Annotated in this window: 13 protein-coding genes; 3 read left to right on the top strand and 10 right to left on the bottom strand. The window is 72.9% G+C overall.

The window, feature by feature from the left end:
- Nucleotides 1-50 precede the first annotated feature (50 nt).
- A complete protein-coding gene (locus K7C20_RS34480) occupies nucleotides 51-1,112 on the top strand; it encodes an ATP-dependent DNA ligase (RefSeq protein ID WP_053208981.1) in 1,062 nt (353 codons plus the stop codon).
- Between the two features lie 39 nt (nucleotides 1,113-1,151).
- On the opposite strand, the gene K7C20_RS34475 is transcribed toward K7C20_RS34480, so the two are convergent.
- The 4 genes from K7C20_RS34475 to K7C20_RS34460 all read right to left on the bottom strand — a co-directional run bounded on the left by K7C20_RS34475 (nucleotide 1,152) and on the right by K7C20_RS34460 (nucleotide 6,032).
- Nucleotides 1,152-2,144 carry an MASE1 domain-containing protein gene (locus tag K7C20_RS34475; protein WP_107083366.1) on the bottom strand — a complete coding sequence of 331 codons (993 nt, stop codon included), beginning with the start codon at nucleotides 2,142-2,144 and terminating at the stop codon, nucleotides 1,152-1,154.
- 54 nt (nucleotides 2,145-2,198) lie between these two features.
- Nucleotides 2,199-3,032: a PP2C family protein-serine/threonine phosphatase gene (locus K7C20_RS34470; protein WP_030077193.1), complete on the bottom strand. Its 834-nt coding sequence runs from the start codon at nucleotides 3,030-3,032 to the stop codon at nucleotides 2,199-2,201.
- A gap of 373 nt (nucleotides 3,033-3,405) precedes the next feature.
- Complete coding sequence (locus K7C20_RS34465) at nucleotides 3,406-5,034, bottom strand: APC family permease (protein WP_030077191.1); 1,629 nt, start codon at nucleotides 5,032-5,034, stop codon at nucleotides 3,406-3,408.
- A gap of 221 nt (nucleotides 5,035-5,255) precedes the next feature.
- Nucleotides 5,256-6,032 carry an ArsR/SmtB family transcription factor gene (locus tag K7C20_RS34460; protein WP_053208982.1) on the bottom strand — a complete coding sequence of 259 codons (777 nt, stop codon included), beginning with the start codon at nucleotides 6,030-6,032 and terminating at the stop codon, nucleotides 5,256-5,258.
- A gap of 117 nt (nucleotides 6,033-6,149) precedes the next feature.
- Here K7C20_RS34460 and K7C20_RS34455 point away from each other — a divergent pair, with 117 nt between their 5' ends.
- Nucleotides 6,150-7,667: an MFS transporter gene (locus K7C20_RS34455; RefSeq protein WP_078953077.1), complete on the top strand. Its 1,518-nt coding sequence runs from the start codon at nucleotides 6,150-6,152 to the stop codon at nucleotides 7,665-7,667.
- Nucleotides 7,668-7,759: 92 nt separating this feature from the next.
- Here K7C20_RS34455 and K7C20_RS38645 read toward each other — a convergent pair whose 3' ends face one another.
- The gene (locus tag K7C20_RS38645) at nucleotides 7,760-8,230 is read right to left on the bottom strand and encodes an acyl-CoA carboxylase subunit epsilon (protein ID WP_048830201.1); all 471 of its coding nucleotides are present in this window, start codon (nucleotides 8,228-8,230) and stop codon (nucleotides 7,760-7,762) included.
- A 292-nt stretch (nucleotides 8,231-8,522) separates the two neighbouring features.
- Between K7C20_RS38645 and K7C20_RS34445 the strand changes: the two genes are divergently transcribed.
- Nucleotides 8,523-9,785 (top strand): Dyp-type peroxidase, encoded by a 1,263-nt coding sequence (locus K7C20_RS34445; protein WP_053208983.1) that lies wholly within the window; start codon nucleotides 8,523-8,525, stop codon nucleotides 9,783-9,785.
- 87 nt (nucleotides 9,786-9,872) lie between these two features.
- Here K7C20_RS34445 and hypE read toward each other — a convergent pair whose 3' ends face one another.
- From hypE to hypB, 5 genes are read right to left on the bottom strand one after another with little or no spacing between them, the layout of a single operon-like run.
- Nucleotides 9,873-10,997 (bottom strand): hydrogenase expression/formation protein HypE, encoded by a 1,125-nt coding sequence (gene hypE, locus K7C20_RS34440; protein ID WP_030087671.1) that lies wholly within the window; start codon nucleotides 10,995-10,997, stop codon nucleotides 9,873-9,875.
- Nucleotides 10,990-12,114 (bottom strand): hydrogenase formation protein HypD, encoded by a 1,125-nt coding sequence (gene hypD, locus K7C20_RS34435; protein ID WP_053208984.1) that lies wholly within the window; start codon nucleotides 12,112-12,114, stop codon nucleotides 10,990-10,992. The genes hypE and hypD overlap by 8 nt, the downstream gene beginning before the upstream one ends.
- Nucleotides 12,111-12,497: a HypC/HybG/HupF family hydrogenase formation chaperone gene (locus K7C20_RS34430; RefSeq protein WP_048830200.1), complete on the bottom strand. Its 387-nt coding sequence runs from the start codon at nucleotides 12,495-12,497 to the stop codon at nucleotides 12,111-12,113. Before K7C20_RS34430 ends, hypD begins: the two co-directional genes overlap by 4 nt.
- Before the next feature lie 52 nt (nucleotides 12,498-12,549).
- Nucleotides 12,550-15,000, bottom strand: a complete 2,451-nt coding sequence (hypF, locus tag K7C20_RS34425; RefSeq protein ID WP_053208985.1) for a carbamoyltransferase HypF — start codon at nucleotides 14,998-15,000, stop codon at nucleotides 12,550-12,552.
- Nucleotides 14,997-15,926 carry a hydrogenase nickel incorporation protein HypB gene (hypB, locus tag K7C20_RS34420; RefSeq protein ID WP_053208986.1) on the bottom strand — a complete coding sequence of 310 codons (930 nt, stop codon included), beginning with the start codon at nucleotides 15,924-15,926 and terminating at the stop codon, nucleotides 14,997-14,999. Before hypB ends, hypF begins: the two co-directional genes overlap by 4 nt.

Raw genomic sequence — 15,926 nt, 5'->3', positions numbered from 1 at the left:
GTTCTGGTCCCGGCGCGCGGGAAGCGGCCTCAGCCTTCAGGATCGGGACCATGGACCTGCCCGTCATGCCCCCGGTCTCCCCCATGCTCGCGAAGCTGGTGACCGACATCCCCGCCGGCATGCAGTACGAGGCCAAGTGGGACGGCTTCCGCGTCATCGTCTTCCGGGACGGCGAGGACGTCGAGATCGCCAGCCGTACGACGAAACCGCTCACCCGCTACTTCCCCGAAGTGGTCACCGCGGCCCGGGCCGAGCTGCCGCGGCGCTGCGTCGTCGACGGCGAGATCGTCATCGCCCACGGCGGCCGGCTGCACTTCGAGGAGCTGCTGGAGCGCATTCACCCGGCGGACTCCCGGGTCCGTACCCTCGCCGAGCGGACGCCCGCCTCGCTGGTCGCGTTCGATCTGCTGGCGCTCGGCTCCGATGCGCTGATGCACGAGCCGCAGTCGGCCCGCCGGGAAGCCCTGGTCGCGGCGCTGCGCCCGGCTCGGGCACCGGTGTACACGGCGCCCGCGACGACGGATCAGGAGCTGGCGCGCAGCTGGTTCACGCAGTTCGAGGGGGCGGGGCTGGACGGGGTGGTCGCCAAGCCGCTCGATCTGCCGTACCGGCCCGGCGACCGCGCCATGTTCAAGATCAAGCATGCCCGCACCGCCGACTGTGTGGTGGCGGGCTACCGCCTGCACAAGAGCGGGCCGGTGGTCGGCTCCCTGTTGCTGGGCCTGCACGACGACGACGGGCAGTTGCAGCACGTCGGGGTGTGCGCCTCGTTCCCCATGGCCAGGCGGCGTGCGCTGGTCGAGGAGCTGGCGCCGCTGCGGATGGACGATGTCTCCGGCCATCCGTGGGGCGCGTGGACCGACGAGACGGCGCATGCCTCGCGGCGGATGCCCGGCGGGCCCAGCCGCTGGAGCGGCGGCAAGGATCTGTCGTGGGTGCCGCTGCGCCCGGAGCGGGTGTGCGAGGTCGCCTACGACCACATGGAGGGCAGCAGGTTCCGCCATACCGCCCAGTTCCGCCACTGGCGCCCCGACCGTACGCCGGAGAGCTGCACCTATGCCCAGCTGGAGGAGCCGGTGGGCTACGACCTGGGGCAGCTGCTGCCGGGCTGACCGGACGGGCCGGCTCGCCGGTCGTCTCGGGGCGCCGGGTCAGGTGTGGTCACCGTCCGGCGGCCAGCGGCGCCGGCTCTCCCCCGGCGCGAGCCGGTCCACCACGTCGGCCAGTTCGCTACAGGCCTGCTCGATCTTGCGGCGGATGCTGTTCTGCTCGGTGACGATCGCCGACAGCAGCAGCGCGGTGAGCGCCGCGGACGCGTTGAGGGCCTGGAGATTGACCATCGCCTCCAGAAGGCTCTGGCCCTCGAACGGTCCGGTCCGGGCCTTCGCCGCCGCGATGACCAGGACGGACACCAGCAGCACACAGGGCGCTGCCCCCGCCAGCTGGAAGCGCAGGGCGGCCCACACGATCAGCGGAAAAACCAGGAAGAGCAGCGACAGCCCACTTCCGATCGCCACGAGCGTCACCATCACCGAGACCACCGTCAGGGCTGCCGCCTCGGCCCACCGGTAGCCGGGGACGCCCCGGGGCCACCGGATCGTACGGCAGGCGAGGACGAGCGGAGTGATGACGAGGATGCCCATCGCATCGCCCACCCACCACGCCGCCCAGGTCGGCCAGAAGCCCCCGGCCGGCAGGGCGCCCTTGAGGAGGAGCATCGCGCTGCCCAGCGTCGCGCTGATCAGCATCCCGGCGAAGGCGCCGAGGGCGACCAGTGCCACCCCGTCGCGCAGCCGGTCGAGTTCGGCCCGGAAACCCACCCGGCGCAGCATCAGGAAGGCGCAGACCGGGGCCAGGGTGTTGCCCGCCATGATCCCGAGGACCGAGATGTCGAGCGGGCTGATCGTGGCCACGACCAGGAGGGTGCCGAGGGCGATGCCCGGCCAGGTCCGCAGGCCCAGGAGGAGCAGACAGCTCAGGGAGATGCCCGTCGGCGGCCACAACGGTGTGACCACGGCACCCGCGATGACCACCTGGTCCAGCAGACCGATCCGGGCGGACGCGTAGTAGATGCCGGCGAGGCCGAGGATCGTCAGGGCCGGTGCAAGACGTCGGAGTTCCCCGGTGCGCACCACGTCGGCCATCAGACAACGCCGAGGGCCGGGCGTCGGCTGCGACACGCGTGCCCGTGCCGCGCTTCACCCGGCTCCGGGCGCGGTCGCGTCGAAGCGCAGCACGATCACCGCGGCGTCATCGGTGTGCCCGGTGAACTCGGCCACGCTCATCACCGCGTCGGCCACCGTGGCCGGATCGCCCCCGGCGTTGGCGCTGACCAGCCGCTTCACCTGCGTCAGCCCCGCCTCTATCGGGAAGGACGGCCCCTCGACCACCCCGTCGGTGAGCAGCACAAAAGCCCCCGCAGTGGCGAAACGGCGGCGGGTGACCGGATATCTCTCGCCCGGCACGATGCCGAGCGGCAGGCCGCCGGGGTCATCGGCGAGGCCGGACCGGCCGTCGGTGGTGGCCCAGATGCCCGGTACATGGCCGGCCCGGGCGCTGGACAGTTCCCAGGCGACCGGGTCGAAGCGGACGAAGGTGCAAGTCGCGAAGAGCCCGCAGTCGACCGAGACCAGCAGGTCGTTGGCCCGGCTCAACACCTCCCCCGGGTCCGCGGCATGACCGGCGACCGCGCGCAGCCCGAAGCGGATCTGTCCCATGAAGGCGGCGGCCTCGACGTCGTGGCCCTGCACATCGCCGATGCAGAAGGCCAGCGAGCCGTCGGGCAGGGTGAAGCCGTCGTACCAGTCGCCCCCGATGTCCAGGCCGTGCCGGGCGGGTGCGTAGGTGGCGGCGGCGCGCAGCCCCGGTGTCCCCGGCAGCACGGCCGGCAGCATCTCGTGCTGAAGCGCCTCGGCCAGCTCCACCCGGGCCCGCTGCTTCTCGGCACCTTCCCGCGCCTGGGCGGTCAGCCGTCCGAGCGTGGTCAACAGGTCGTCAGCGCTCGCGGACCGCGGGGGACGACGCCGAAGCATGGACCGCTCCAAGGTGCATCGGTGTACCGACCAGGGAGCGTGCTCCCGTACGGCAGTCCGCGGTGGCCGCCCGGCCTGGCCTCTCGGGGCTCCCGGGGAGCCCGCCTTTCCCGATTCATCTTATTTCCGGCGGGTGGCTTCCGCTTGACGGCGGCGTGGTCGGCGGGCGGCCACGCGCCCGATGGTGCCTGCCGGTCGTCGGCGTGCGCGGGGGTGCGGCGAGGGGCGCCCCCGCCGCGCCTCCCCGTGATCCCGCCGGGGACCGGCACCCTCCGCAGTCGGATGTGCGTGCGGAGCAGCCCCTTGCTGCGCCTCCCCCTGAGCCCCGGCCGTGCCGCCCGCTGCGCTTCCTCCCGCCGCCCCGCGGCCGGGCTCAGGCGTCCGCGGCCGGGGACACCGCCAGGTGCCGGACGCCGGACCGTACGGCCCAGAAGAAGACCGCGAACGCGAGGGCGGCCACGGTGATCGAGTCGTACGGTGCCGGCAGCCGGCCGGAGCCCTCGAACGTGCCCAGCCAGGAGAGCACGGTCAGCGCGATGAGGTAGACCACCAGCCAGGCACCGGTGCGGAGTTCGGCGCCGAGCGAGCGGTTCCGGCCGGCGCTGTCGCTTTCGTCGTGCGCCCCGGGGCGGCGCATGGCCAGGAAGATCAGCAGCCCCCCGAGCACGAGCGGCAGCGCGAGGCGCAGGTCGTGCCAGCCCGACCAGTAGACGAACTCGCTGGCCACCACGAAGCTGAGCGGCGCGATCCAGCCCAGCCCCGGGATCCAGTCGGCGGTGTGGCCCCCCGGCTCGGCCCGGAACACCGCGACCGCGACCGCGGAGGCGGCGTAGATCAGCAGATACATGTCGCCCATGACGCTGACGATGTCCTGCCAGCCGCCGAACGGCAGCAGGAAGATCATGATGACGACGAGGTTGATCGCCAGGGCCCGGCGCGGGATGCCGAACCGCTCATTGACCTTCATGAAGAACCGGGGAATGGTGCCGTTCTTGGCGAGCGCGTAGGTGTGCCGCGCGTTGATCGCCACACCCACGTACGCCGAACCGCCGGGCGAGATCACCGCGTCCGCGTAGAGCAGGCTGGACAGCCAGTGCAGATTGAGGATCAGGGCGAGCTGGCCGAACGGCGAGTCGAAGGAGACCCCCTTCCAGCCGTGGCCGAGCAGGTTCTCGGGGACGGCGAAGAGGAACGCCAGTTGCAGGGCCAGGTACATGATGACGGCGAGGCCGATGCCGGTGAGGACCGCGGCGGGGATGGTCCGGCGGGGGTTGCGGGTCTCGCCCGAGAAGTCCAGCGGCGCCTGGAAGCCGTTGACGGAGTAGACGATGCCGCCGCCGGCCAGCGCGGTCAGACAGGCGACATAGCCGTACGGCGCGAAGCCGCCGTGGTCCGTCAGACGGCCGGAGTGCCAGCCGGACGCGATCAGTGCGATCACGGTGACCACCGGGACCACGATCTTGAACACCGAGACCAGGTTGTTGAGTTGGGCGAACATCCGCACCGCGAACCAGTTCAGCGCCGTCAGTACGACGCTGAGCCCGGCGGCCAGCGCCAGCCCGGGGAGGGTGAGGGTGTGCCCGTTGTAGATGCCCGGCAGGTAGTGCGCGGCGTACTGCATGATCGCGCTGATCTCGGCCGCGGTTCCGCCCACCGACAGCAGGGTCGACCAGCCGATGAGGGTGCCGACGAGCCGGCCGCTGGCGAACAGCGGCCAGCGGACCGTGCCGCCGCCCTCCGGCCGGGACGCGCCGAGTTCGATCATGACCAGGGCGACCAGGCCGCACAGCAGACCGGCGCCGACCCAGGAGAGCAGCGCCGCGGGGCCGGCGACCTGTGCCGCGTACATCGCGGCGAACAGCCAGCCGGAGCCGACGATGTTGGAGAAACCGATCCCCGTCAGGCCCCAGAACCCCAGATCACGGCGCAATCGGCGCTCCTGCGCCAGCACTTCCGGCGCGCCGGCCCCGTCGCCCCCAACTGACACCTGACGCTCCGACACGGAAACGGCCTCCTTGATTCTCTGTTACGGCTCGCCGGACCCTACTCGACGATCGCCGAAGCGGAATCTTCCGCTCCATCAACGGACACTTCATGCACGCAGCGCATTGATCACGAACTCAGCGCAGTGGTGAGGCGCTCGCCGGACCTCGCCCCCGGCTCCGGCCGACGGCGACGCCGAGGAGCGGGTCCGGATGACGACGCGGCCGCCCCGGGGCGGCCTCAGTCGACCTGGTCGCCCCGGACGCCGAACGTCGTCGCGAGGCCCTCCCGCCCGGCGTCGGTGAGATGGACGACGCGGCGGTACTTCCCGTGCCGGAGCCATTCCAGGTCGAACAGCCGGGCGGTGAGGGCGGCACCGAGCGCGCCCGCCAGGTGGTGGCGCTGCTCGGCCCAGTCGACGCAGTAGCGGACGGACGCCCGGCGGCGGGGGAGGCGGTCCGTCTCGACGCCGAAGGCCGCCAGCTCCTGCCGGCCGTGCGCGGTGAGGACGTAGGCGACGTCGAGCGATCCGGCACCCGCGCCGCCGGCGCCGGCCTCGGCATCGGCATCCGGGGAACCGCCACCGCTCCCCGTCCGCTCGGCGGCGAGAATCTCCCGCTCCTGGAGGGCACTCATCACGGCGACACCGAGGCGGCCCGCCAGGTGGTCGTAGCAGAGTCGGGCGCGCAGCAGGGCCTTGGCGCGGGTGTCCGCGTTCAGGGACCGCACCGGCAGGGGACGGGCGATCAGGGCGAGCTGTTCGAGGGCGCGGGCGACGTCCGTGGTGGCGAGCCGGTAGTAGCGGTGGCGGCCGTCGAGTTCGACGGTCAGCAGCCGGGCATCGAGGAGCCTGGCCAGATGGCCGCTGATGGTGGAGTTGCTGACACCGGCCTCGGCGGCGAGTGCGCTGGCCGGCAGCGCGCCGCCCCCGGCGAGGGCCAGCAGCACCTTGGCACGGGAGGGGTCACCGATCGCCGCCGCGACATGGGCCACGTCGGTCTCGGTCCGGGCGTCCATAGGCCCGACGGTACGCCGATCACGCTTCGGCGGATGGCGAAACGTTCTCCCGCTGCCGCCCCGTATGGCGAGAACGTTTCGGCATCTGCCGAACGGATCCGGCAGAACACTGACCGTATGCCCACGATCTCCACGCCCACCACGGCACATCGGACCGCGCCCCGGCTGTCGCCGCTGCCGCTCGCTGCCGTGTGCCTGGGCTACTTCATGGTCATCCTGGACGTCACCGTCGTCACGGTGGCACTCCCGGCGATCGGCACCGCCCTGCACACCGGGGTGACCGGACTCCAATGGGTGGTGGACGGCTACACCCTGGTGTTCGCCGGGCTGCTGCTCTTCTGCGGCGGGCTCGGCGACCGGCTGGGCGGCAAGGTGGTGTTCCTCGGCGGCTTGCTGGTGTTCACCCTCGGCTCCGCCGGGTGCGCGCTGGCTCCCACCGCCACGGTCCTGGTCCTGGCCCGGCTGGTGCAGGGGCTGGGGGCGGCGCTGATGGTCCCGTCCTCACTGGCGCTGCTGCAGACGGCGTACCAGGACCAGGCGGCGCGGGCCCGCGCCTTCGGCGTCTGGGGCACCGTCGCGGGCCTCGCCGCCGGGGCCGGTCCCGTCCTGGGCGGCGTCCTGGTGGCCGGGCTCGGCTGGCGGTCGGTGTTCTTCCTCAATCTGCCCGTCGGCCTCGCCGCGCTGTTCCTCACCCACCGCCATGTCCCGGCCTCCCCCGCCGACCGCACCCGCCCCGGCCTGGACGTGCCGGCCCAGACCGCCGCGGCGGTGTGCCTGGCCGCCCTTGCCACCGGCTGCATCGAGGCCGGGGCACTGGGCTGGACGCATCCGGCCGTGCTCGGCGCCTTCGCGGGCTGCCTCGCCGGACTCGTCGCCTTCCTGGCGCTGGAGCGGCGCTCGCCCGCGCCGATGCTGCCGCCCGTCCTCTTCCGTACCCGTGCCTTCGCGGCCTCCGCGGTCATCGGCGTGCTGCTCAACACCGGCTTCTACGGGCTGCTGTTCCTCGCCCCGCTGTACTTCCAGCAGGTCCACCACTACAGCGCACTGCGAACCGGCTTCGCGTTGCTGCCCGCCGTCGGCGTGGTGGCCGTCGGCTCCGCGCTGGCCGGGCGGCTCACGGCCCGCACCGGGCCGCGGCTGCCCATGGTGGCGGGCCTGGCCGTGGGCGCAGCCGGTCTGGCCGGCTGGCTCGTCGCCGGCCCCGACACGCCGTACCTCGCGCTGGTGGCCCCCCTGGCCTGCGCCGGCTTCGGTACCGCGCTGACCATGCCGGCCTCCCTCGCGGCGGTGATGGAAGCCGCGCCGGACGAGCGCAGTGGCGCCGCCGCCGCGGTGTTCCACGCCGCGCGCCAGATCGGCAGCGCCCTCGGCGTCGCACTCTTCGGCACGCTGACCGCCACCGGCCTCGTGGCGGGCCTGCACACCGCGGTGGGCATCGCCGCCGCGGGGTTCCTGACCGCGGCGGCCCTCGCCGCCCGCTGCATCCCGGGCAGCGGGCGGCCGGGCCACCGGAGGCGGCGGGAAAGGAACGCGCGGGAGCGGAACGCGCGGGAGCCGAGGGGGCGGGAGCCGAAAGCGCGGGAGGGGAAGGCGCGGGACCGCACGCGGCGAGGCCGCACGGCTCGGCGTACGTGATGCCGCGCCCGGGACCGTACATGGCACTGCGTCATGCCGTGGGCCCCTCGCCCGACGTGCTCTTCCCCGGAGGTTCCCGCGGCCGGGCGGATTCAGCCGCAGGACCAGCAGCCCGACCAGCATGCGGTGTGGCGGGCGTGGTGGCGTCGGCCGGCGGGCCGCTCCTCGGTGGGGCCGCACTCGGCGAGGGCGCGCAGGCGGGCGAGTTGGGCGCACAGCACGACGCTGATCGCGGCGATTTCCTCGGGCTCGGCATGGCCCTTCTCGATGCGCAGCCAGGATGCGGGCAGCTCGTCGGGCGGCGTACTCCCGTCGGGGGACACGACGGCATCGACGGTTGTGCACTCCCCGGCGGCCGTGCCCTCGTCGGTGCCGGCGTCCGCACCGGCGGGTGCGGCGTCGCCGAGGCCCGTGCCGTCGGCGCCGAGCGTGTCTGCGCCGACGGCGGTGCCCTCATCGGTCGAGGGACACTCGCCGAGGGCCGTGCTCGCCTCGGTGGTTGTGCCGTCACCGACAGGTCTGGCCTCGCCGATGACTGTGCTCGCGTCGGTGGATGTGCTCATGTGTGGGGGTCCATGGGCTCGGTGGCGGTGCGTGGTGCGTGACGGGCTGCCCCGGCATGGCGCTGTGCCGTGTCCGGGCAGGTCACAGGGCCGACGCTAGAAGCGCGCCGGGCCCCTGTCGCGCGGGAGGCGCTCCGGCTGCGCCATTCGGACGACCGGCCCGCGGCCAAGGCGTGATATCCGGCGCCGAGGCCGTGTTGCTCCCTGCCGACGCGACATGGGCGACGAGCATCGCGCACAGGTTTGTGCAGGCACGCGGCTGCCGGACGATGCAGTCAGGATGGGCGGGACCATGAGATGTGATCAGGCCGGCGACGAACGTGCCCCTGAGCGGGACGACGGGCGCCGGGGCTTTCTCAAGTGCGCGGCCGGGATCGCCGGTGTGGCGGCCGCGACGGGGCTCGGCAAGGAGGCGGCGGCGGCTCCGGCGGACCGGCCCGTGGGCGGCTTCCGCAACAACGCGGGGCTGCTGCCCGACCGGGTTCCTTTCCATGGACGCCATCAGGCCGGCATCGTGACCCCGATGCAGCTCTTCGCCGGATTCGTCGGCTTCGATGTGCTGGTCCATGACCGCGAAGGCCTGACCGATCTGTTCCAGAAGCTCACCACACGCGCACGGGTGCTGGCGGCCGGGGTGAAGCCACTGGACGAGCAGATCGCCTCGGAGCAGCCCACCCCCGACTCCCTCACCATCACGCTCGGCGTGGGCGCCTCCCTGTTCGACGACCGGTTCGGGCTCTCAGGGCACAAGCCCCGGCATCTCAAGGCCATGCCGGCCTTCCCCGACGACCGGCTGGAGCCGTCGCGCTGTCACGGTGACCTCTCCCTCCAGATCTGCGCCCAGCACCCCGACGCCATCGTCCATGTGCTGCGCGATCTGGCGCGGGAGACGGACGGGCTGCTGCGGCCCCGCTGGCGCGCGGACGCGTTCCTCAACCCTTCGCGGCCCTCGGGCTCGCCGCGCACCTTCGTCGGCTTCAAGGACGGGATCGTCAATCCGGACACCGGCTCGGCCAGGGAGATGAACCGGCTGCTGTGGGTGACCCCGCCCTGCGGGGAGCCGGACTGGGCGCTGGGCGGCAGCTATCAGGTGCTGCGGCTGATCCGCTTCCACATCGAGAAGTGGGACAAGGTGCCGGTGGCGCGGCAGGAGAAGATCTTCGGCCGGCGCAAGGCGAGCGGTGCGCCCCTGGGCAGCCGGAACGAGACGGACCCGCCGAGGTACCGCGACGATCCGCACGGCAGGACGATCCCGCTCGACGCGCACATCCGACTGGCCAACCCGCGCACCGAGAAGACCGACGACTCCCGTTTCCTGCGCCGGAGTTACAACTACGACCGGGGCTACGACCACTCCGGGCGGATGGACCTCGGGCTGGTCTTCTGCGGCTACCAGCAGGATCCGGAGCGGCAGTTCGCCACCGTACAGCGGCGCCTGCGGCACGAGCCGCTGTCGAAGTTCATCACCCCGCTCGGCGGCGGCTACTTCTTCATCCTGCCCGGGGTACGGGACGCCGACGACTGGTTCGGGTCCCAGCTGTTGAAGAAGGTCTGAGCAGCGGCACACGGAGCGAGAGCGGCCCACGGAGCGAGGGCGGCGCCGGAACGGGCGCCGCCCTCGGACGTGTGCCGGGAGATCCGCTCAGCAGATCCGCGGCAGCTGCTCGCCAAGCGGCAGATCGACGACGCGGGTGCCGCCCAGCGGCGTGCGGGCCACCACCATGCCGGGATGGGTCGCAACGGCCTCGCCGATGATCGCGGCGCCGGCGCCCAGAGGGTGCGCACGCATGGCGTCCAGGACGGCATCGGCGTGCTCCCGGGGGACGAAGGCCACCAGTTTGCCCTCGTTGGCGACGTACATCGGGTCCAGGCCGAGGATGGCGCAGGCGTTGGCGACGGCCGGCGGGACGGGGATGGCACGTTCCTGGATGACGATGCCGGTGCAGGAAGCGGTGGCGATCTCGCACAGGGCGGCGGCCAGGCCACCGCGGGTGGGATCGCGCAGCACATGCAGGTCGGGGGTGACCGCGAGCATCGTCTCGACGAGACCGCCGAGGGCCGCGCAGTCGCTCTCGATCTCGACACCGAATTCCAGGCCCTCGCGGACGCTCATGATCGCCACGCCGTGGAGGCCGATGTCTCCGCTGACGATCACCACGTCGCCGGGGGCGACACGCTGCGGGCGCAGATCGACGCCCGCCGGGATCAGCCCGATGCCGGCGGTGTTGAGGTAGACACCGTCACCGTGGCCCGCCTCGACGACCTTGGTGTCGCCGGTGGCCACCTCGACCCCGGCGGCCCGCGCGGCCGCGCCCATGGCGTCGGCGACACCGGCGACCACCGGCATCTCCACACCCTCCTCCAGGATGAAGCCGCAGGAGAGGTAGGCGGCCCTCGCGCCGCTCATGGCGAGGTCGTTGACGGTGCCGTTGACCGCGAGGTCGCCGATGCAGCCGCCGGGGAAGAAGAGCGGCCGGACGACATAGGAGTCGGTGGTGAACGCGAGGCGTACGCCGCCGAGGGACACCGCCGCGGAGTCGCCGAGCTGGGCGAGGATCTCGCCGCCGAAGGCGGGGGCGAAGATCTGCTGGACGAGTTCGGCGGACAGTGCGCCGCCCCCGCCGTGCCCCATGACGACGCGGGGCTGGTCGCGCAGCGGGGTGGGGCAGGTCCAGCCGGAGATGTCGACGGTGGGCAGGCCGCGGTCGGCCGGTGTGGGGCCGCCGCGGGTGGGGCCGCCGGGAGTGGGGTGGATGGTGTCAGACAACGGGGCTCGCCTCCTGTGGGGTGGGCGTGGTGCCGAGTCGGCGGTAGAGGTAGTAGGCGGCGCAGGCGCCCTCGCTGGAGACCATGGTGGCGCCGAGCGGGGTGCGCGGAGTGCAGACGGTGCCGAAGGCCGCGCACTCGTGCGGCTTGATCAGTCCCTGGAGGACTTCCCCGCTGCGGCAGGCGGCGGGCTCCTTGGTGGTGATGCCGTCGACGGAGAAGCGGTACTCGGCGTCGTATTCGCGGTAGCGCTCCGACAGCCGCCAGCCGCTGGCGGGGATGGTGCCGATGCCGCGCCAGGCACGGTCGGTGACCTCGAAGACGTCCGCGAGCATGGCCTGGGCGGCCGGGTTGCCCTCGCTGCGCACCGCGCGCGGGTAGGCGTTGTCCACGGTGTGTTCGCCGCGCTCCAGTTGGCGGACGGTGCGGCGGATGCCCTCCAGGATGTCCAGCGGCTCGAAGCCGGTGACCACGATCGGCACCCGGAAGCGGTCGGCCAGTTCGGGGTACTCCCCCATGCCCATCACACTGCACACGTGTCCGGCGGCCAGGAAGGCCTGGACCCGGCAGCTGGGCGACGTCATGATCGCCTCGATCGCGGGCGGTACCCGGACGTGCGAGACCAGCAGGCTGAAGTTGCGGATGCCGAGCTTGCGGGCCTGATGGACCGTCATCGCATTGGGCGGTGCGGTGGTTTCGAAGCCGATCCCGAAGAACACCACCTCGCGCTCCGGGTTCTGCTGCGCGATCTTCAGCGCGTCGAGCGGGGAGTAGACGACCCGTACATCACCGCCGCGGCTGCGCACCTGGAACAGATCCCGGTCGCTGCCGGGTACGCGGAGCATGTCGCCGAAGGAACAGAAGATCACGTCGGGGCGGGAGGCGATCTCCAGGGCCTTGTCGATGACCTCCAGCGGTGTCACACAGACCGGACAGCCCGGACCGTGGATCAACTCGACGTCGGCGGGCAGCAGTTGGTCGATGCCGTGCCGGATGATGGTGTGGGTCTGACCGCCGCAGACCTCCATCAGGGCCCAGGGCCGGGTCACCGTGGAGCGGATGTCGTCGAGCAGCCGGCGGGCGAGCTCGGGGTTCTGGAATTCGTCGAGGTACTTCACCGGTTCGCCTCCCGCGCTCCGTCGCCGACCGCGGCCGCGGGTGCGGATGCGGATGCGGATGCGGATGCGGAGCCGGGGGCGGCGCCCGCCCCGGCGCCCGCCTCGTCCCACCCCGGGGGCGCGCCGGCCGCCTCCCATGGGTCACCGAACTCCTCCTGAAGCAGGCCCAGTTCCTCGAAGAGGGCCAGGGTCTGCCGGGCGGATTCCTCGTCCAGCCGCTGAAGCGCGAAGCCGACATGGACGATGGCGTACTCGCCGACCTGTAGGTCGGGGACGTACTCCAGGCACACCTCCTTGACCACGCCGCCGAAGTCGACGGTGGCCATACGGGTGCCGTCCCGTTCTTCGATGTCCAACACTTTGCCGGGTACCGCCAGGCACATGGGGGCCTCTCCTCGTCGTGGGTACGTTGCGTCTGCCGCGCGGGGGCGCCGCTCAGCGCGCGGCGGCTCCTGCGGTGCGCGCCGCCACGACGATCTGGCCGAGCGCCAGTCCCCCGTCGTTGGGCGGGACGCGACGGTGGCGCAGGACGGTGAAGCCGTCCTGCCGCAGGAGGCGGGCGGTGGCCTCGGCCAGCAGGGTGTTGGCGAAGACGCCACCGGTCAGTGCCACGGTCGTCAGGCCCGCGCGTTCCCGGGCCAGCACGCAGCCGTGCCGGACGAGGTCGGCGACCGCGGTGTGGAAACGGGCCGCGATCAGCGCCGGGGCGGTGCGTGCGCGCAGGTCCGCGACAACGGCGGTGAGCACCGGCGTGGGGTCGGCGACGATGTCGGCGCCCGCCTCGCCCGGCGGTGCGGCGCGCAGCGCGAACGCATAGCCGGGTCCGCGGTCCTCCTCCGCGGTCAGGGCCGCGGCTTCGAGTGCGACCGCGGCCTGGGCCTCGTATCCGGCCTGGTGGCAGATCCCGGCCAGGGAGGAGACGGCGTCGAAGAGACGGCCCATGCTGGAGGTGGGCACACAATTGAGGTGGCGTTCGAGCTGCCGTGCCAGCAGTCGTCGCTCCTCCGGCGGGCAGGCCGCCACCGGGGGCAGGTCCTCGGCCCAGTCGATGCCGGCGGCGCGCAGATGGGCGAGGGCCATGCGGTAGGGGCGCCGTACGGTCGTGTCGCCGCCGGGCAGCGGGACGTAGGCGAGCTGTCCGAAGCGGCGGTATCCGTCGTAGTCGGCGAGCAGGATCTCGCCGCCCCAGACGGCCTGGTCGTCGCCGTAGCCGGTGCCGTCGAAGGCGACGCCGATGACGGGGTGGCCGTCCTGCAGGCCGTGTTCGGCCATGGCCGCGGCGATATGGGCATGGTGGTGCTGCACGCGTACCAGCGGCCGGCCGTCGGTGTGGCGCTGTGCCCACTGCCCGGAGCGGTAGCCGGGGTGCCGGTCGGCGGCGAGGAGCTTCGGGCGCACCCCGGTCACCGTCTCCAGATGCGCCTCGGCCCGCTCGAACGCGAGCTGGGTCGCCAGATCGTCCATGTCGCCGATGTGTGCGGACAGCCAGGCACGGTGCCCTTCGGCGAGACAGAGCACGTTCTTGAGGTCGCCGCCGGCCGCCAGCGCGGGCTGCACCGGCACCGGGAGGTCGATGGGCAGGGGCGCGTATCCACGGGAGCGGCGGACCAACAGCGGTTCCCCGTCGCTGATGCGGACCACGGAGTCGTCGCACGGAATCCTGATCGGCCGGTCGTGGGTGAGCCAGGCGTCCGCCAGGTGCGCCAGACGCGCTACGGCTTCGTCGTCATCGGTGACGATCGGTTCGCCCGCGACATTGCCACTGGTCATGACGAGCAGCCGGGGTCCGTGGGGGTCCCCCCGCTCGAGCGATGCCGGGAGTGGGGGAGGGTCACCGGGCAGCCCGAGCAGCAGGTGGTGCAGCGGTGTGTACGGCAGCATGACGCCCAGGTCGGGGCTGCCGGGGGCGACGGCGGCCGACAGCACCGGCGCGTCCGGGGCGGGCGCGGGGACCGGGAGGCGGCGCAGCAGGACGATGGGGCGTACCGGCCCGGTGAGCAGGGCGCGTTCCTCGGGACGGACGCGCACCAGATGCGCGATGTCAGTGAGCTGACGCGCCATCAGGGCGAAGGGCTTGTCGCCGCGGGCCTTGCGGCGGCGCAGCAGGGCGACGGCGTCGTCGTCGGAGGCGTCACAGACGAGGTGGTAACCGCCGAGTCCCTTGACCGCCACGATCGCGCCCTCGGCGAGCAGCCGGCGGGCGTCGGCGACCGGGTCGGGGCCGGGCGCCGGCCGCGGTGGGCGGGTGCGGTCGGCCGGGTCCGCGGTCAGCAGCCGCAGGCGGGGGCCGCAGTCGTGGCAGGCGATGGGCTGGGCGTGGAAGCGCCGGTCGGCCGGGTCCGCGTACTCCCGTGCGCAGCGGGGGCACATCGGGAAGCGGTCCATGGTCGTCAGCGCACGGTCGTAGGGGACCGCGGTGACGATGGTGAAGCGCGGACCGCAGTGGGTGCAGGTGAGGAAGGGGTGCCGGTGGCGGCGGTCGGCCGGGTCGGTCAGCTCGGCCAGGCAGGCGTCGCAGGTGGCGGCGTCCGGGGAGACCAGGGTGCGGGAGAGGCCGTCGGCGCGCGAGGGGAGGATGCGGAATCCGGCGTCGCCGGTCGGCGCGATGTCCTCGCCGTCGACGGCCTCGACCACGGCCAGCGGTGGCGCGTCGGCCCCGATCCGCCGGGCGAAGCGGGCGAGCGCCGCGGGGGCGCCCTCGACCTCGGCGACGACGCCCTCGCCGGTGTTGGTCACATGGCCCCTCAGACCCAGTTCCGTGGCGAGGGTGTGGACGAACGGGCGGAAGCCGACGCCCTGGACGACGCCGCGCACGGTGATCCGGCGGCGTGCGGCGGCCGTCGCGGGCGCCGTCGCGGTGACCCCGCCGACCTGCCCTGTGGTCATGAGCGGCTCGACGCCACGGTGTCGGAGTCGGTCGTGTGCGCGTGGCCGCGGTCCTGCGCCCGCGCGGCGTGGGCGTGCTCCCCGTGGTGGGTGTGGCCCTCGTCGTCGTGGGTGTGCCCCTCGTGGGTGTGCCCCTCGTGGGTGTGCCCCTCGTGGGTGTGCCCCTCGTGGGTGTGCCCCTCGTGGGTGTGCCCCTCGTCGTGCGGCTGGCCGTCCTCGGCGTCGTGGACGTGGTGGGACTTGCGGGTCATGACCGGGATGTGCACCGGCGCGCCGTCGCGCGCGGCCAGCGCCCGGTCCAGCAGCAGACCGTCTCCCTCACCGCCGCGCGCCGAGGTGAGGACGACTTCCACGCCCGGGTTGATGCGTTCGACGTTGGCGCGGAACTCCTTCTCGTCGAACGAGACCGCCTCGGCGATATCCATCTTGGTGACCACGACCAGATGGGCGAGCCCGAAGGCGGTGGGGTACTTCAGCGGCTTGTCCTCGCCCTCGGTCACCGACGCCAGCACGATGCGCAGCGTCTCCCCCAGGTCGTAGGAGGCCGGGCAGACCAGATTGCCGACGTTCTCGATGAACAGCAGCCGGGTGTCCGCGGGGAGCCAGCCGTGGAGGTGGCCGCCCAGCATCTCGGCCTCCAGGTGGCACAGCCCGTCGGTGAGCACCTGTTTGACGGGCACTCCGGAGCGGGCCAGCCGTACGGCGTCGTTCTCGGTGGCGAGGTCGGCGGTGAGCGCCGCGACGGGGATGCCCCGGCTGCGGGCGAGGGTGAGTTCGCGCTCCAGGAGGGCGGTCTTGCCGCTGCCGGGACTGGAGAGCAGGTTGACGACCGCGGTGCCCCGGGCGGCGAGGTCCTCGCGGAGGGTGTGGGCGCAGGCGTCGTTCTTGGCGAGGACCGCCTGTTGCAGGTCGACGACACGGCACAT

The sequence above is a fragment of the Streptomyces decoyicus genome, assembly GCF_019880305.1.
Lineage (GTDB): Bacteria > Actinomycetota > Actinomycetes > Streptomycetales > Streptomycetaceae > Streptomyces > Streptomyces decoyicus.
This window is presented reverse-complemented; position numbering and strand designations above follow the sequence as displayed.

Coding starts and splice junctions, on each gene's coding strand:
- K7C20_RS34470 (WP_030077193.1), bottom strand. CDS start 3,032: ATGCTTCGGCGTCGTCCCCCGCGGTCCGCGAGCGCTGACGACCTGTTG.
- K7C20_RS38645 (WP_048830201.1), bottom strand. CDS start 8,230: ATGAGCACATCCACCGACGCGAGCACAGTCATCGGCGAGGCCAGACCT.
- K7C20_RS34430 (WP_048830200.1), bottom strand. CDS start 12,497: ATGTGCCTGGCGGTACCCGGCAAAGTGTTGGACATCGAAGAACGGGAC.
- K7C20_RS34460 (WP_053208982.1), bottom strand. CDS start 6,032: ATGGACGCCCGGACCGAGACCGACGTGGCCCATGTCGCGGCGGCGATC.
- hypF (WP_053208985.1), bottom strand. CDS start 15,000: ATGACCACAGGGCAGGTCGGCGGGGTCACCGCGACGGCGCCCGCGACG.
- K7C20_RS34455 (WP_078953077.1), top strand. CDS start 6,150: ATGCCCACGATCTCCACGCCCACCACGGCACATCGGACCGCGCCCCGG.
- hypB (WP_053208986.1), bottom strand. CDS start 15,926: ATGTGCCGTGTCGTCGACCTGCAACAGGCGGTCCTCGCCAAGAACGAC.
- K7C20_RS34445 (WP_053208983.1), top strand. CDS start 8,523: ATGAGATGTGATCAGGCCGGCGACGAACGTGCCCCTGAGCGGGACGAC.
- K7C20_RS34475 (WP_107083366.1), bottom strand. CDS start 2,144: ATGGCCGACGTGGTGCGCACCGGGGAACTCCGACGTCTTGCACCGGCC.
- K7C20_RS34480 (WP_053208981.1), top strand. CDS start 51: ATGGACCTGCCCGTCATGCCCCCGGTCTCCCCCATGCTCGCGAAGCTG.